Annotated in this window: 12 protein-coding genes; 3 read left to right on the top strand and 9 right to left on the bottom strand. The window is 59.3% G+C overall.

Annotated features, from left to right (window positions below; all coding sequences use genetic code 11):
- Positions 1–81: 81 nt before the first annotated feature.
- From ACNKU7_RS00240 to ACNKU7_RS00210, 7 genes are all read right to left on the bottom strand, one after another.
- On the bottom strand, positions 82–858 hold the full coding sequence (locus ACNKU7_RS00240) for an outer membrane protein (RefSeq protein WP_418294938.1): 777 nt from the start codon (positions 856–858) through the stop codon (positions 82–84).
- A gap of 264 nt (positions 859–1,122) precedes the next feature.
- Positions 1,123–3,048 carry a DUF885 domain-containing protein gene (locus tag ACNKU7_RS00235; protein WP_418294937.1) on the bottom strand — a complete coding sequence of 642 codons (1,926 nt, stop codon included), beginning with the start codon at positions 3,046–3,048 and terminating at the stop codon, positions 1,123–1,125.
- A 331-nt stretch (positions 3,049–3,379) separates the two neighbouring features.
- A complete protein-coding gene (locus ACNKU7_RS00230; protein ID WP_418294936.1) occupies positions 3,380–5,272 on the bottom strand; it encodes a DUF885 domain-containing protein in 1,893 nt (630 codons plus the stop codon).
- Positions 5,273–5,434: 162 nt separating this feature from the next.
- Positions 5,435–6,028, bottom strand: a complete 594-nt coding sequence (locus ACNKU7_RS00225) for an MgtC/SapB family protein (RefSeq protein ID WP_418294935.1) — start codon at positions 6,026–6,028, stop codon at positions 5,435–5,437.
- Complete coding sequence (locus ACNKU7_RS00220; protein WP_418294934.1) at positions 6,021–6,869, bottom strand: mechanosensitive ion channel family protein; 849 nt, start codon at positions 6,867–6,869, stop codon at positions 6,021–6,023. Before ACNKU7_RS00220 ends, ACNKU7_RS00225 begins: the two co-directional genes overlap by 8 nt.
- Positions 6,870–7,053: 184 nt before the next feature.
- Entirely contained in the window at positions 7,054–7,647 is a 594-nt protein-coding gene (locus ACNKU7_RS00215; RefSeq protein ID WP_418294933.1) for a DNA-3-methyladenine glycosylase I, read from the bottom strand.
- Between the two features lie 115 nt (positions 7,648–7,762).
- Positions 7,763–8,782: an NAD-dependent epimerase/dehydratase family protein gene (locus tag ACNKU7_RS00210; RefSeq protein WP_418294932.1), complete on the bottom strand. Its 1,020-nt coding sequence runs from the start codon at positions 8,780–8,782 to the stop codon at positions 7,763–7,765.
- 221 nt (positions 8,783–9,003) lie between these two features.
- Here ACNKU7_RS00210 and ACNKU7_RS00205 point away from each other — a divergent pair, with 221 nt between their 5' ends.
- Complete coding sequence (locus tag ACNKU7_RS00205) at positions 9,004–11,214, top strand: Ig-like domain-containing protein (RefSeq protein ID WP_418294931.1); 2,211 nt, start codon at positions 9,004–9,006, stop codon at positions 11,212–11,214.
- Positions 11,215–11,277: 63 nt separating this feature from the next.
- Here the strand turns inward: ACNKU7_RS00205 and ACNKU7_RS00200 are convergent, their stop codons facing one another.
- Complete coding sequence (locus ACNKU7_RS00200; RefSeq protein WP_418294930.1) at positions 11,278–13,386, bottom strand: prolyl oligopeptidase family serine peptidase; 2,109 nt, start codon at positions 13,384–13,386, stop codon at positions 11,278–11,280.
- 99 nt (positions 13,387–13,485) lie between these two features.
- On the opposite strand from ACNKU7_RS00200, the gene dtd reads away from it, so the two are divergent.
- Positions 13,486–13,923: a D-aminoacyl-tRNA deacylase gene (gene dtd / locus ACNKU7_RS00195; RefSeq protein WP_418294929.1), complete on the top strand. Its 438-nt coding sequence runs from the start codon at positions 13,486–13,488 to the stop codon at positions 13,921–13,923.
- On the opposite strand, the gene ACNKU7_RS00190 is transcribed toward dtd, so the two are convergent.
- The gene (locus tag ACNKU7_RS00190; protein WP_418294928.1) at positions 13,854–14,915 is read right to left on the bottom strand and encodes an aminopeptidase; all 1,062 of its coding nucleotides are present in this window, start codon (positions 14,913–14,915) and stop codon (positions 13,854–13,856) included. The two genes, dtd and ACNKU7_RS00190, sit on opposite strands and share 70 nt — an antisense overlap.
- Positions 14,916–15,018: 103 nt before the next feature.
- Here ACNKU7_RS00190 and ACNKU7_RS00185 point away from each other — a divergent pair, with 103 nt between their 5' ends.
- On the top strand, positions 15,019–15,252 hold the full coding sequence (locus tag ACNKU7_RS00185) for a hypothetical protein (RefSeq protein WP_418294927.1): 234 nt from the start codon (positions 15,019–15,021) through the stop codon (positions 15,250–15,252).
- Positions 15,253–15,289 lie beyond the last annotated feature (37 nt).

Here is a 15,289-nt window from a genome sequence, read left to right as displayed (position 1 = left end):
GAAATGACCGCCCGATCTCCCCATAAAACGGCAGAGGGAATCGGGCGGAGTCCGGCGCACCCAAAGGGCGCGGCCGGGTGATCAGAAAGCCCAGCGCATGCCTATTTCAGCCAGCCAGCTTTCATTTTCGATGTCGAACTCTGCCGGCAGCAGGCGCGCATCCACTTCGATATCCTCGGTCTGGCGCCAGCGGAAACCACCGAAGAATTTCAGCTGCTCACTGCAGTCGTAATTGAGGCCCAGCATGGCCTGGTAGGCAAGGGTGCTGTCATCGTCGTCAATAATCGACACTCCGGACGGGCGATACTTCACATCGACCCAGGCATTACCGATACCCAGGCCGAAATAGGGATTCAGGGCCCAGCCCGCATCGAAATCGTAGTAGGCGTTGAAAAACAGATAATCTGCGGTGAAGTCGCCGCGCCCATCGTTCACAAGATCGGCCACCGACACACCCAGGTTACCCGGGGCACCGGAAACCAGAACTCCCGCATCCTCCGCGCCAAGTGCAATGCCCGCTGCGGAAACGCCAAAGTGACGATCAACATCATGTTTGGCGTAGGCATACTCCACTTCAAAACGCATATTTGGCGTGTGCCAGCCAACCGCCAGATTAACCCCTGCACCGCTGTCGACATCGGTGCGCCAGCGGACATCGGTTCCCGCAGGCAGTGCCACGCCGGCGGGGATTGTGGTTCCTGGCCCAGTGATGAATTCCTGGGTAAAGACACCGTCGTTTCTGGTGTCATCCATGTCGTTGTAGCTGAGCGAGCCACTCACGTAAAAACCATCGGCCATCACAGCAGATGAAGACAGAGCGAGGGCAATAGCCAGTGCAATCGGTTTTTTCTGTGACATAAAGAAATTCCGTATTTTCCAAAAAACGCAGATACCTTTACGGAATCTAGTCGCAACCAGATCATGGAAAAAGTTTCCGGGGTTTCTAAATCTGCCATTTTTCACAGTTTGAAATATTCCAGCGCTGCCTTCAGATCCGAAGATTAACCCTACGCGTAGCAATAAAATTTTATTTTCCGTCAAAATGAATTTATACGCGCCATGCCGCGAAAATCAGGATGAAAAAAGGCGGGCACTGCCCGCCTTCACGTACGCATCGGTTCGTCAGCCCGCGCCAGTTTCAGCGATCCAGTGTTTCACCCTCGCTTCCAGAATTGGCAGGGGCAGGGCGCCGCCGCCCAGGATGGTGTCGTGAAAACCGCGGATATCAAACTGCTCACCCAGATCCCGCTGTGCGCGGTTGCGCAGCTCCTGAATTTTCATCATCCCGATTTTGTAGCCCGTAGCCTGGCCAGGAATAACCAGGTAGCGCTGCACTTCCGCTCGCGCCAGCGTTTCCGGCATTGACGTGTTTTCGAGAAAATATTCCACGGCCCGGTCTTCACTCCAGTCTTTGGCGTGCAGACCGGTATCTACAACCAGACGCACGGCGCGCCACATTTCCGACTGCAGGCTGCCGAAATAACTGTACGGATCTTTCATCGCACCAATTTCCCGTGCCAAGGCCTCCGCATACAGTCCCCAGCCCTCCACATAGGCGTTGGAAAAGAACTGGGTGCGAAATTTCGGAAGGCCGGGGAGCTCCTGCTGTATGGCAAGCTGCATATGGTGTCCGGGATACCCCTCGTGGTAAGCAATGGTTGCCATATCCGATTTGGGATAGGCGGCCATATCACTCAAGTGTGCGTAGTAAATGCCCGGTCGTGATCCGTCCGGTGTTGGCGGGTAATAATGCTGTACGCCGCCATCGCGCTCGCGGAAGGCCTCGACCCTTCTGACCTCCAGTGGAGCCTTGGGTTTGAGACCGAAATACTTTGGCAAACGGGATTCCATTTTCGCGAGGAGTGCGCGTGAATCCTCCAGATAGGCGTCGCGCCCCGCGTCCGTATCGGGGTAGAAAAATTTCGAATCCGTACGCATGTAATCGAAAAATTCGTGCAGGTCGCCGTCAAACTCTACCTCCTTTTTCACCCGCGCCATTTCCCGGCGGATGCGCTGCACTTCTGCCAGCCCAATATAATGGATCTCTTCCGCGCTCATCGCGGTGCTGGTGTACAGCGCCAGGGCGTGGGCGTAGTAGTCTTCACCGCCCTCAAGCTCGGCAGCACCGATCGTTTCTTCAGGCGCCCGCTCCTGTTCGGCCTGCAACCATTGAATCAACGCGCGATAGGCCGGCTGCATCTGCTCGACCATGGCAGTTTCAGCCGCGGCCTGCAGCTCGGCCTGCTGTTCCGCGGTAATTTTTCCCGCTTCCTTTAGCGCCGTTACCTTGCCCGCGAAATCCCGCCACAGGACGGTGTCCTCCCCCTCGGCAAATGGAGCCCCATCGAGCAGGGCCCGGGACGACTTGAGGGCCTCCGCAGTAGCGAACCCGGGCATACGCAGCCCGCCTTCCGCATAGCGCTCGGCCCGGGTACGCAGCTGATCGATGGCCCTGCCAATGGCACCAAGCCTGCTGATATAGGCTTGCGCATCGGCCAGGTCATCCACCTTGTGCTCACTCACCAGCACCCTGGGCAGCTCCGTGTGATAGCCCCACATCTGGTTGAAAAGGTATTCATTGCTGCGGAAAGCCGCATCCCGCTTCATCACTTCGTACTGGTACATCCAGAGGTCGAAGGACGCCCTGGCTTCGTAATCCAGCGCCTGGTAATCGAATTCGGTCTGCAGTTCAGCAATCGTAAGCGCCTTCCAGGCCAGCTTGCGGTCGAGTGCCGCTTCACTGAAGTCATCCAGCTCACCGTAGCGCCGCTTGCTGCCCAGGCGCGTAAGCTCCAGGGGGCTGAAATTCAGTTCTTCCTCGTAACGGGCGTCGAACCACGCGTTAAGGCGCTCGCTCTCACTCTCGGGCTTTTGCTGGAGGGGCTCGACAGGTACAGAGGCCTGAATGGCCGAGGATTGTGTTGCTGCAGAGACATCGGCCGAGGCCTGCATGGCCTCCTCACCGGGCGCACCCTTTTCACAGCCCAGCGCCAGAGCAAGCGGCAGCAATAACAAACAACGGATGGCGACAGCTAAAACAGGTTGCATAGATTCCCCCCGTATCACCCGGATTCCGGCCTTTGGCTGCGGCAACGCAATCCTTGCGTACGTCAGATGAAAGAAGAAATGCCTGCAGGTGAAGCCTGGAACGGCTGGCCGACCCGGCGGGCGGAGCCAGTCCCTGCGGTGCAGCTGAATAATGGCAGGGTGGCGCCTTGAGACTCCCACTTTTGTGATATACCGTCCACAAAACAGGGGAATAACGCGCCGTTAAAGAAATAGGTACGACCGTACAAGAAGGAAAGGCAGTTTATGCAGGAAGAAAGAGGCAGGCGCCGGCCTGGCTTTGGCCAGCACCGGCGCCCGGGATGCGCGAGGCTTAGCCCGCTTTAACGGATACGATCCAGTCGTTTACACGTTTTTCCAGTAGCGGCAGTGGCAGTGCGCCACCTCCGAGCACGGTATCGTGGAAGGCGCGGATATCAAACTGGTCGCCCAGTTCTTTCTCGGCCTTGGCGCGCAGCTCCTGGATTTTCAGCATGCCGATCTTGTAGGAAGTAGCCTGGCCCGGCAGGGTCAGGTAGCGGCGCACTTCAGAACGCACAGCACCTTCCGGAATCGCCGAGTTTTCCAGGAAATATTCCACCGCCTGCTCCTGGCTCCAGCCCTTGGCGTGCATGCCGGTATCCACTACCAGGCGGATAGCGCGCCACATTTCTGCGGTCAGGCGGCCGAAGTCCTTGTAGGGATCCTTGAACTGGCCCATCTCCTTGGACAGCGCTTCGGAGTAGAGCGCCCAGCCCTCGATGTACGGGGTGAAATGCGCCTGGGTACGGAATTTCGGGATACCTTCCAGCTCCTGGGCAATGGAGATCTGCATATGGTGGCCAGGGCTTCCCTCGTGGTAAGTCACGGTTTCCATGTCCGTGGTGGACAGCGCGCTCATGTCAGACATGTGCACATAGTAGGTGCCCGGGCGGGAACCATCCGGAGTACCTGACTGGTAGTGCTGGGCACCGCCCGGCACTTCGCGGAAAGCCTCAACACGTTTTACCACCAGGCCAGCCTTGGGCAGGATACCGAAGTATTCCGGCAGTTTTTTCTCGATATCGTCGAGGAAGCCCTGAGTTTCTTTCAGGTACTCTTCACGCCCCTCGTCGGTGTTCGGGTAGTAGAACTGGTCGTCGGTACGAATGAAGGTGAAGAACTCCGCCAGAGAACCTTCGAAGCCCACCTGCGCCTTGATGCCTTCCATTTCCTTGCGGATGCGCGCGACTTCGTTGAGACCGATCTGGTGCACGTCGTCTGCAGTCAGGGGCAGAGTCGTGTAGTAGGCCAGGCGGTTGTCGTAGTAGGCCTTGCCGTCCGGCAGGGCAGAAACGCCGCGCGGCTCTTTATCGGCATTGACGCGGTCTTCCTGCAACCAGGCGACGTAGGTGTCAAAGGACGGCTTGAACTCTTCCTTCAGGCTTTTTTCCACCTGCGCCAGTAACTCTGCCGCCTGCGCGTCATCGATCTTGCCGGCTTCTTTCAGACCATTGATCTTGCCCTTGGCATCGGCGTACAGGGGGGCATCTTCCTCACCGCCGAACGGCTGGCCGGTGGTCACATTGGTCGCGCGTTTGATCGCCAGGTCGTAGGCAAACAGCGGCGGACGCACCCCGTCCTTGGCAGACCCCTGGGCCCGCTCCAACAGCTGCCCCAGAGCACGGCTGATACCGCCGATACGGGCGATGTAGGCCTGCATGTCTTCGACGGTGTCCACCTTGTGCTGGTTGATCAGGAAAGTGGGCAGGGAGGCTTCCGGGCCGTAGAGTTCGCTGGCGAAGTAACTGTGGTTCCAGAAGGGCTTGTTGGCCTTGGCCTGCTCGTACTGGAATACCCACAGGTCATAGGACTCCTTGCCGGCGTCGCTCAGGCTGTCGTAGTCGAAGTTCTTCTTCAGCTCAGCAACCGTATTGGCTTTCCACTCGAGTTCGCGCTCATTCGCGGCCAGGCTCATATCATCGACTTTGTCGTACTGTTCCTTGCGCCCGAGGTAGCTGAGCTGCATGGGGCTGAACTGCAGTTCTTCTTCAAAACGCTCATCCAGCCACTCGGTCAGGCGCGCGGTTTCAGCTGCCGGATCCTGTGCGGTCTGCTCGCCACCGGCCGGTGCCACCACCTGTGCGGCGCCGGAATCGAGCTGTTCACTCTGCTGCTTGGGTTCTTCACTTTGCTGACAGCCGCCGATCACGGACGCTATCACCAGGCTCAAGAGCGCTTTACGCATTGCTTTGCCTCTTTTGTTTTCGGATTAAATTCAGAAATTCAGAAATGACCGGTTGGAAATTTTCAGCCGGCCAGCATGACATGTTCAGCGCCACAGGGCGACAGGTCTTCGGCGAATGTACCTGCAGCTGAGACCAGCGTCCGCGACGCCGGTCTCGGTTACTCAGGTGCTTTTCATTACCTGCGCAGTTTTTGCTTCGGGTGCCGGCTCCACATCCTGCAGTGGCCCAGCGCTGACAACCCCCTCCTCATCCCGTTGCAGATCCTGGGCCAGGGCGTCGCGCAGCTCGCGCTTGTCGCGCCAGCGGCGGTAGCGCGCGTGCACGCCGCGGGTAAGGCGTGTGGAGTAGTTCTCGAGGATATCCACCCCCAGTAATACGAACAGCACCAGACCGGCAATGGTCAGCGCCGTACCGGGTTTGCCGAAACCGATCAGCGTGCCGATGGCAGCCTGCACCCAGATGGTGGCGGCAGACGTTACCCCAACCACAACCCCGTCCCGCGCCAGCATCACGCCGGCGCCGAGAAAACCAATACCGGTAATCACCTGCCCCAGCACCCGCGCCTGATCCGCGCCCTGACCAATGGATACTGCCAGCGCCGTGAAGGTATAGGTACCCAGCACGATCAGTATCGAGGTGCGGATACCCACGGGTTTGCCCCGCAACTGGCGCTCGAGGCCGATGCCGCCAGCACAGATCATGGCGATCAGAATACCGCTCCAGTTGAGTGGCGCGATGGAAAACAAACTACTCATGTACCGCTTTTTCCAGTGGCCGCTTTTCGGCCTGATTGACAATATGCAGCTCGCGCTGCGGGAAGGGAATCGTGAGCCCCTCGGCTTCCAGTGCCGGCTTGAGCTGTTTCATCAGCGACCAGTAAACGTCCCAGTAATCCGCCGTCGTGGTCCATGCGCGCAGGTGCAGGTTGACCGAGCTGTCGGCCAGCGCGCGCACCGCGAAGGCGGGCTCGGGGTCGGCGAGAATCCGCGGTTCTTCCGCCACCAGGCGGCGCAGTACGTTCATGCCGGTCTCGATGTCATCCCCGTAGGCGATGCTGGCGATGATTTCGATCCGGCGACTGGCGTTGCGGGTGAAGTTGGTCAGGGTTTCGCCCCAGACCTTGTCATTGGGGGCCGATACCCGCAGGCCGTCGACGGTGTCCAGCTCGGTGGTGAACAGGCCCACCTTGCGCACGGTGCCGATGGTGCTGCCAAACTGGATGGTTTCGCCCACCCGGAACGGGCGCAGCCCAAGCAGCACGAAGCCCGCCGCAATACACTGCAGGGTGTCTTTCAGGGCCAGGCCGATGGCGAGGCCCGCAGCACCCAGCAGCGCCACAAGACTGGTGGTGTTAGCGCCGAAGATATCCAGCACCACCAGGCCACCCACCACATAAGTGCCCCATACCGCGAGGGTATCCAGCACCGGCACCAGGGTTTCATCGATGCCGCGCTCGGTGAGACGGCCGATCGCGCGGCTCACCAGCTTGGCGGCAATCCAGGTCACGAAAAGCGCCAGCAGCGCCCACAGGATGTTGAGCCCCACGCCCATGACCACCGGCCACAGCGCATCCAGCTGTTGTTTGATTTTGTCCATGAGTTACCCCCTCCCGTTCGACTTCCGAAATGTGCGGCGCGCACAACGGTCAAAAAACAATCGCCAAGAATACGGCAACCGGCGCGGCCGTGCATAGCCTTGCCCTGCGGTTTTGCACAACGCAATACCGTTGGTGTGAGCAGTACAGTGGCTGGCAGGTGCAGTGCGGGATGGAAACCGGGCGCTACAGCAGACGCATCTTCTTCGCCATGGCGACACAGCGGTCGTGCGCCGGGCAATCCAGCATATGGTCGTTCACCATCCCGGTCGCCTGCATATGGGCGTACATGATGGTGCTGCCGACAAAGTTGAAACCGGCCTTTTTCAGCGCCTTGCTCATGGCATCGGACACCGGGGTGCTCGCCGGTACCTGGCGCATGTTGCTGAAGCGGTTGTCGATACAGCGGCCGTCGGTGAACTGCCACAGGAAATCCGACAGGCTGCTGCCGGCCTCCCGCAGCTTCAGGTAGGCCCGGGCATTTTTCACCGCGGATTCCACCTTCAGGCGGTTGCGGATAATCCCCGGATCCTGCAGTAACGCCTCCACCTTCTTTGGTGTGTAGCGAGCGATTTTCTCTGCATTGAATCCGTCGAACGCCACTCGGTAGTTCTCGCGCTTGTTCAGCACGGTTATCCACGACAGCCCGGCCTGGGCGCCCTCGAGAATCAGGAACTCAAACAGGGTGGGGTCATCCACTACTGGCACTCCCCACTCCTCATCGTGGTACTGCTGGTAAAGCGGGGTGGAGAGACACCAGCTGCAGCGTTTTTCCGACATCGACGATTCCTCTTGCCGCCGCTAGGGGGCACCGGAAAAAAAGTAGTGCTGGATCAGCTGCAGGATCAGCAGGAGCAGCACCAGGCTGAAAATGATATTTCTCCGGTTCATCGGCTTACCCCTTGTGCTGGCCCGCCGGCAATGCCAGAAGCCCCTCGGCAACCAGCCAGTCGCGGGATTCGGTCAACATCGCCTCCAGGCTGTGTCCGGTGCGGTAACCCAGCTCGCGCACCGCTTTATCCGAGCACCCGACCACGCGCCGCGTAAGCATCGCCGCCTTTTCCGGCGTTATCGCCGGCTCGCGCCCGGAAAAACGGGAACCCAGCTCTTTCAGGGCGGCAATAGCGCGGATCGCGATTGCCGGTGTGGTGCGCTGTGGCGCCGGCTTGTTCACCAGCCCGGCAATACAGGTGAAGAAATCGAGGAAGCTGGCATCGGTACCGGCAATGATGTAGTTCTCGCCGGTGCGGCCGCGCGCATAGGCGCTGATGTGGGCCCGCGCCACTTCGCCGACATGGCAGAAGGAACCGGATCCGGGGGGGACACCGGGCAGCTTGTCTTCGGCAATCATGAAGAAGGTCTGCGCCCAGTTGGACTTGTCGTACTTGCCGACAATGGCGCAGGGGTTGAGGAATACCGCATCCAGTCCCTGGGCGACTTCTTCCCGCACTGCCGCTTCGGCGCGCTTCTTGGTGTACAGGTAGTGGTGACGGGGGTCATCGGCCAGCTGCGGGCTCGCCTCGGTAATCATCTCGCGGTGGTAGCCGTAGGCGGAAATGGAGCTGGTCATGATGAAGCGGCCCGGCTTTTCCTGAGCGGCGAAGTGCTCGCGCGCTGCGCGCGCCAGATTCCCGGAGCCCACTACATTGTCCTGCCACTGCTGGGCATTGCCGCCACGCCACATGTTGGTGTTCGCAGCCACATGGAATACCGCATCGAGATTTTCCGGCAGCGCCGCGCGCAGGGAGTCGATATCGGCCAGCGACGCCTCCACCAGATCCACCCCAAGCTTTTGCAACAGTGCGGTATCCGAGCCATTGCGGTGCATGGCAGTGATCTGCCAGCCGTCGGCCAGCAACTGTTCGATCAGGTTGGCACCCAGAAACCCGGTACCGCCGGTGACAAATGCGCGCATAAAATCTCGCTTGCGTTTTGGCAATCAAAACCAGAGCTTGCCAGAAACCACCCTCATCGATCCAGTATCGATTCCCTCACAGGAACAAAATTCTAATACCAAGGTGCAATGGCGTTTTATCCGCCTCTTGCTAGCGTATGGCCTCCGGGCACTTTATCCCTGCGTCCCCGGAAGAAGTCCCGCAAACACTGTGAAAAATACGTTAAGCCCGGGGGGCCGCCTTGAAGCCTTTGAATATACCGACCTGTTCCACACTCATACTGTCTCTGTTTGTTACTTCCCTGTTGTCCGGCTGTGGAGGCGGCGGCGGAGGCTCGGGTGATGCACAGCCTCAACCGGTGGAACCCGCCCCCACCAACGGGGCTCCGGCTGCCGTGGATGACCGCGTCTCGATGCTCGATCGCGATAGGCAGGTCACCATTGACGTCCTCGCCAACGATACCGACGAGGACGGTGACACTCTGGCAATATCGACAATTGAGGAATCAGCCCAGGGGGTAACCGCAACGATTGTTGATGGAAAGATCCGCTATGAGGCTCCCGCGGATTTTACCGGTGAGGATACCTTTACCTATTCCATTACCGACGGCGCCCTGCAAGCCTCTGCATCGGTCACTGTTGTTGTCAGTCCCGGCATGTCGGTAACTGGCAAACTGGGAGAAAGCCGGCTGGCCAGCGCGAATGTGGAAGTGCGTATCGCAGGCGATGCCTCTACCACCTCATATCGCACCCGGGCCAACAATGGGGCTTTCCAGCTAAACATACCGCTGCCGGCTGACGACAGTGTCGTGATCGCCACGGCGACTCTCGATCAGGCGGCCCCGCAGAAGCCGATTGTTTTCAGATCGTATCTCGGCGCAGGTGCACAACTGAAAGATGCGGCCCTCGATTACTCGGTTTCCGAAGGCGAACTGGCCACACTGTATCTTTCTGCGGCCAGCACCAGCGCTGCAGCACTGATCGAGCGCGCCGCAGGTCAGGAAATCCTCTCGCGGGAGAAATTAATCGCGGCATCGCAGATCCTTCCGCAAGACCTGCTGATGGAAAACGCCATCACCCTGAAATCCCTGTTGGCCGGCGACCAGTGGCCGGAGTTCACCCAGACCGATTCCTATGCGCTGCTGCAGGATTTCCCGGCGGCTATCGCCATTGCGGAATCACTCAAGACCAGTGACAGCGCGAAGTACGAGTCCTATCGGACATCGGTACTGCAGGATGAAAACCAGTCGCAACCTCTGGCTCTGCAGCCCTATCAGGAACTGGTTTTTATCGAGGGTCCATCCTCCATCCGTCGCCCCTATGGATTTGCCATTCAGCTAAGCAATACCGACTCCAATGCGTTCTACCTGGCCGAGAATATTTTCCACAAAAGTGGGGAAAACCTCGGAACATTCACCAGCAGCGCAGGGGAGATCAACCTCTCCATCGAGGGGCTATTTCCGGAGTTAAGAGATGCTGCGCACAGTGTGGAAAATTGCCCGGCAGACGCAAATGGATACCATCGATCCATCGCTGTCGCGCGGGATCTCAGGCGCTACCTTGAAACCCCGGTGTTCGCCGCTTTTACAAGCGTGGAAACCTACAAGTGCATCACATCGGGGGAGACCTATGCGCTGCCTCCGCGCTATTACCAGGTAAATAATTTCACTCACGGTGATTTTTCAGGCTTCCTCGATAATGCCTTTGCCATCAGCAGCTATCGTGACCTTGACTCCAATACCTATACCGTGAGCAGCCGCTGGCAAACCACCGTCTCCACAGCAAATGCTGCTGGCGGTTTCACCCAGCGCTTTGATATCAAACACGGTTATACCGATACCGCTACCGGTGAAGTACTGGAAAACGGCCGACTTTTGATGGTTTCCGGACGCGGAGACACGATCGAGTATATTCCGGTGGGCTATGACGGTGCCGGCCTGCGCACAATAGCGTTGCTAAAACGTGACGACGGCTCCCTCGCCAGTATGGGCGGCGACATGGTGATACCGGTTGTGACATCGAGCGCGCTCACCACGCCCATCAAGCTGGTATACAAGGACTCGCCGTTCAGTGTGGTATCGCCGACATCCGCTTACCACGATCTGAGTTTTGGGTTTGACTTCCGCACCGGTGGTAACGGAAGTGACCTGGAGCGCACCGGCACGAACTTCATGGAAAATGGCAATGGTTTTACCTGGTCGGATCAGGGCAGCCATCTGGAGCTGCACTATTACTACGACCGCGATACGCAAACCTATATGGCGTCTTGCCCGACGGGCGCCAGCAACTGTGAAGAATATCGCTTCCGGGAGTTTGAGCTACTCTACGAGGAAAATGGCGAGTATTACATTCGGGTGCACAACGAGACCGACCTGTCCAAACAATACAGTTTCAGTTTCAGCCCGAACACATTCCTCTACAGCTATGTCGATCGATTTGTGATTGCGCAATAAAAACAGGAGGCAGGCGGCACCCGGTGGTGCCGCCAATGACCGGGGCGCATACGCGCCCTCCATTCAATCGAGCTTCATTCCCAGCTGCTGTGCCAGAAACGCGTACTGGTTGGTGAAGTCTTCCACCTGCATCCACACCGGCTTGCCGGCACCGTGGCCCGCGCGGGTTTCCACGGCAAGATATACCGGCTTGTCGCAACCCTGGTCGCGCTGCAGTGCGGCGGCGAATTTGTAGCTGTGCCAGGGCACCACGCGATCGTCGCGATCGGCGGTGGTAATCAGGGTGGCCGGGTAGCAGGCACCTTTTTTGGTGTTGTGCACCGGCGAGTAGGCGTAGAGCGCCGCGAACTCATCCTTGTTTTCTGACAGCCCGTAATCGCTCGACCACTGGCGCGCGTTGGCCGACGCGGTGTGGTAGCGCAGCATATCCAGCACCCCCACAATCGGCAGCGCCGCGGCAAACAGCTCCGGGCGCTGCACTTCGGTTGCGCCTACCAGCAGGCCGCCATTGGAGCGGCCCATGATGGCGAGCTTCTTCGGCGAGGTAATCTTTTCATCGATCAGCCATTCGGCCGCACCGATAAAGTCATCGAACACATTCTGCTTCTGCAGCTTGGTGCCGGCTTTGTGCCAGTCACCGCCGTACTCGCTGCCACCGCGCAGGCTCACCATGGCAAAGGTGCCACCCATATCCAGCCAGCCGGCAAAGCGGGTGTAGAAACGCGGCAGCTGCGCCGAGTTAAAGCCACCGTAGCCGTACAGCAGCGTCGGGTTACTGCCGTCGTGCCTGATGCCTTTTTTGTGCACCAGGAACATGGGCACGCGGGTGCCATCCTTGCTGGTAAAGAAATGCTGGCTGACGGTGTAATCGGAAAAGTCCGCCGGGTACTTGGGCGCTTTGACCTTTTCGCTCTTGCCAGTGGCAACGTCCAGCTTGTAGATGCTCGGCGGGTTGAGGAAATTGCTGAACGAGTAGTAGGTTTCGCTGTCGCCCGGCTCGCCGTAGAAGCCCTCAACGGTGCCCATGCCCGGCAGTTTCAATTCGTATTGCTGCTTGCCGTTCAGGTCGGTAACCACAACTTTCGACTTGGCGTCTTCCAGGTAGTGCAGCACAAAGCGATCGCCGATCAGGCTGGTGCCCTGCAGGGCGTTCTTCTGCTCCGATACCAGGGTTTTCCAGCTGGCCTTTTCCGGCTTGTCGAGATCGATGGCGACGACGCGGCCATTGGTGGCGCCGGCATTGGTCTCGAAGTAGAAGGTTTTATCCTTGTTGCCCAGGTAGGTATACAGCCCGTCCCAGTCGTCGAGCAGTTTCACCACCTTGCCGTTGTCATCGCGCAGGTCGCGGTAGTAGATACCGTTGCTGTCGTAGCCGTCGAAAATGCCGAAGATCAGGTAATTGCCGTCGTCACTGACCGTGGCACCCGGGTTGCGGGTGGGGTGGTCGTTGATCTGGTAGACCAGCTGATCCCTGCTCTGGGGCTCGCCGATTTTGTGGAAGTAAACGGCGACCTGCTTGCCGTCATCCGCACTGCCGTCTTTGTTGAACGGGTAGCGGCTGTAGTAGAAACCGGACTCGTCCTTGGCCCAGCTGGCATCGCTGAATTTGATCCCGGTCAGGTGATCCGGCAACAGGCGGCGGGTCTTGAGGTCGCGCACATGGTAGTCGGTCCAGTCGGTGCCGCCATCGGAAGTGCCATAGGCCAGGTAGCGGCCCTTGGGGCTCACGGAGTAATTTTTTGCGGCGATGGTGCCGTCTTTACTCAGCTTGCGCGGATCCAGCACCACACCGCCATCCTTGTGGATATCTGCGGTGCTGTAAAAGACGTTCTGATCCCAGGTGCCGTCGTTGTATTCGTAGAACACCTGGCCGGCCTTTTTGTAGGGCACACCGTAGCGCTCGTACTGCCACAGCTGGGTCAGGCGCTCGTTGATTTTCTGCCAGCCCGGCAGCGCCCGGAGGGTCGGCAGCGAATGTTCATTCTGCGCCTTTACCCAGTCTTTCACTTCCTGGGAGTCGAGGTTTTCCAGCCAGCGGTAGGGGTCGCTGACCTCGGTGCCGAAATAGTCATCCTTCTGTTCGACCGCAGGCGTGGCCGGGTACTGATTCGCGGCGAAGGCAGTGGCGCTGGCAACAATGCCTGCGGCCAGCGCCAGGAAAGTCTTTTTCATAGCTGGGCGTCCGGTTTTTACATCTTCTGAGTTGGGCTAATCTAGGCGATTCTGTCTCCCGGTTCTACCGGGCCGCGTCGAGTTTAGAAGAGGTTTACGATGAAGGGATTGATACAGCGGGTAAAGCATGCGCGGGTGGAAGTGGCCGGAGAAACCGTCGGCGCCATCGACCACGGGATACTGCTGCTTCTTGGTGTCGAGGCCTCAGACAGCCGCGCATCCGCCGACAAGCTGCTGCACAAGGTGCTGCACTACCGCGTGTTCAGCGATGAGCAGGGCAAGATGAACCTGAACGTGCAGCAGGCGGAAGGCGGCCTGCTGGTGGTCAGCCAGTTCACCCTGGTGGCAGATACCGCCAAGGGGCTGCGCCCAAGTTTCAGCCGCGGCGCCAGCCCGCAACAGGCCGAGGAACTCTACGACTACTTCCTCGAACAGGCACAGGCCCGGTTGCCATCAGTGGCTGGCGGTCAGTTTGCCGCCGACATGCAGGTTTCACTCTGTAACGACGGTCCGGTGACCTTCCTGCTCGAGGCCTGAGCCCGCTCGTTCAGTGACTTGAGGCGCGCCTTGCGCTCATCCTTCGGCAGATTCCCCAGCGCTTCGGCGGCCTCGTAGAAGCGCTCCCAGTCCGCTCCCGAGTCCTGGTACAGGCGGACGAACGCAGGCACCTGAGACTGGTATTCGCTCACCAGAGCCAGTGTCGCGTTGTTGGTTTTCTCGATCATGGTGGTAAAGCGGGCGTCCTGCTCCCAGCCTGCGGAGAGCGTGCGATAACAGCTGCGCAGCCGCTGCAGGGTCTGTGCCTTCTGCGCGCGCTTTGCCGCATCGCTGTCGTTCGAGGCATAAATGCCCTGCAACTGCCTGCGCGCGATCACCATCAGGCTGTTGATCTGCCGTGCCTGCTCCACGCTCGCCACCGCCGGCTCGGGAATCCCCTGACGGCGGCGCCAACCCGGCAGCGCAATCTGCGCCACCGCAGTGGCGAAACTCTCGTTGAACCCGGTGTCCCCGGAGATATACACCCGGCGGTGCGCCAGCTCATGGAACAGCAGGTTGGCGAGCCGGTCCGGTTTCCAGTTCACGAAACTGGACAGCACCGGATCGTCAAACCAACCCAGTGTGCTGTAAGCGGGTACCGGCCCCAGGTACACGTCGTAGCCCTCCGCCCGGAACCTGGCCTCCTGGGCCTGCGCGTCGGCCTTGTCGAAGTAACCGCGGTAGCTGGCGCAGCCCGCAATCGGATAGCACCAGCGCTTGGGCGACAGGGAGAACTCCGGCGCCGCAATCAGGTTCCAGAGAGCGTATTCGTTTTCAAGCTGGGTGAATTCGCTGTAGGCACTGCCCACCGGCAGGTGCAGCTCAGCGCCGGCATAGGCGCGGATGGACTGCACCCATTGCAACTGGGTTTTCAGCTTGGGATCGGTGGTGTCATCGCCGACAAGGCGGTCGATCGGCTCGCGGCCGGCGAGGATCTTCAGTTGCCCACTGGCGGCCTGGGAGTAGAAGTACACCGTTTCACAGCCCGCCAATGCAATGCTCGCCAGTGCAAGACCACACAAGCGCCAGATGCAACCAAGCGGCCGTGAAAGGGCTAACTTAAGATACGGGAGGAACGATTTCCGGGTAACATCCATGCAACCTGTCGCCGCCATCTGTCTGGTTTTTTCCTTGGTACTCAGTGCCGCGCTGTGGATCTATCTGGTTCGGGTGTGCTTCGCCCAATCCACCGCCCACGGGGTCGTCGCCCTGCTGTTGCCGCCCGTGGCACTGTTGTCGCTCCTGCCTGCATGGCAACAACACCGCCAGCTGTTTGTCATGGCGCTCGGGGCACTCGGATTCATCAGCATAGCCTTTATCCTGGGCTGAGCAGCGCGCATTCACACACCCGGCTCCACTCGCGGTG

The sequence above is a fragment of the Microbulbifer weihaiensis genome, assembly GCF_048323715.1.
In the GTDB taxonomy this organism is placed as follows: Bacteria; Pseudomonadota; Gammaproteobacteria; order Pseudomonadales; family Cellvibrionaceae; genus Microbulbifer.
The sequence above is the reverse complement of the archived record's forward strand: the minus strand, read 5'-3'. Positions and strand labels throughout refer to the sequence as shown.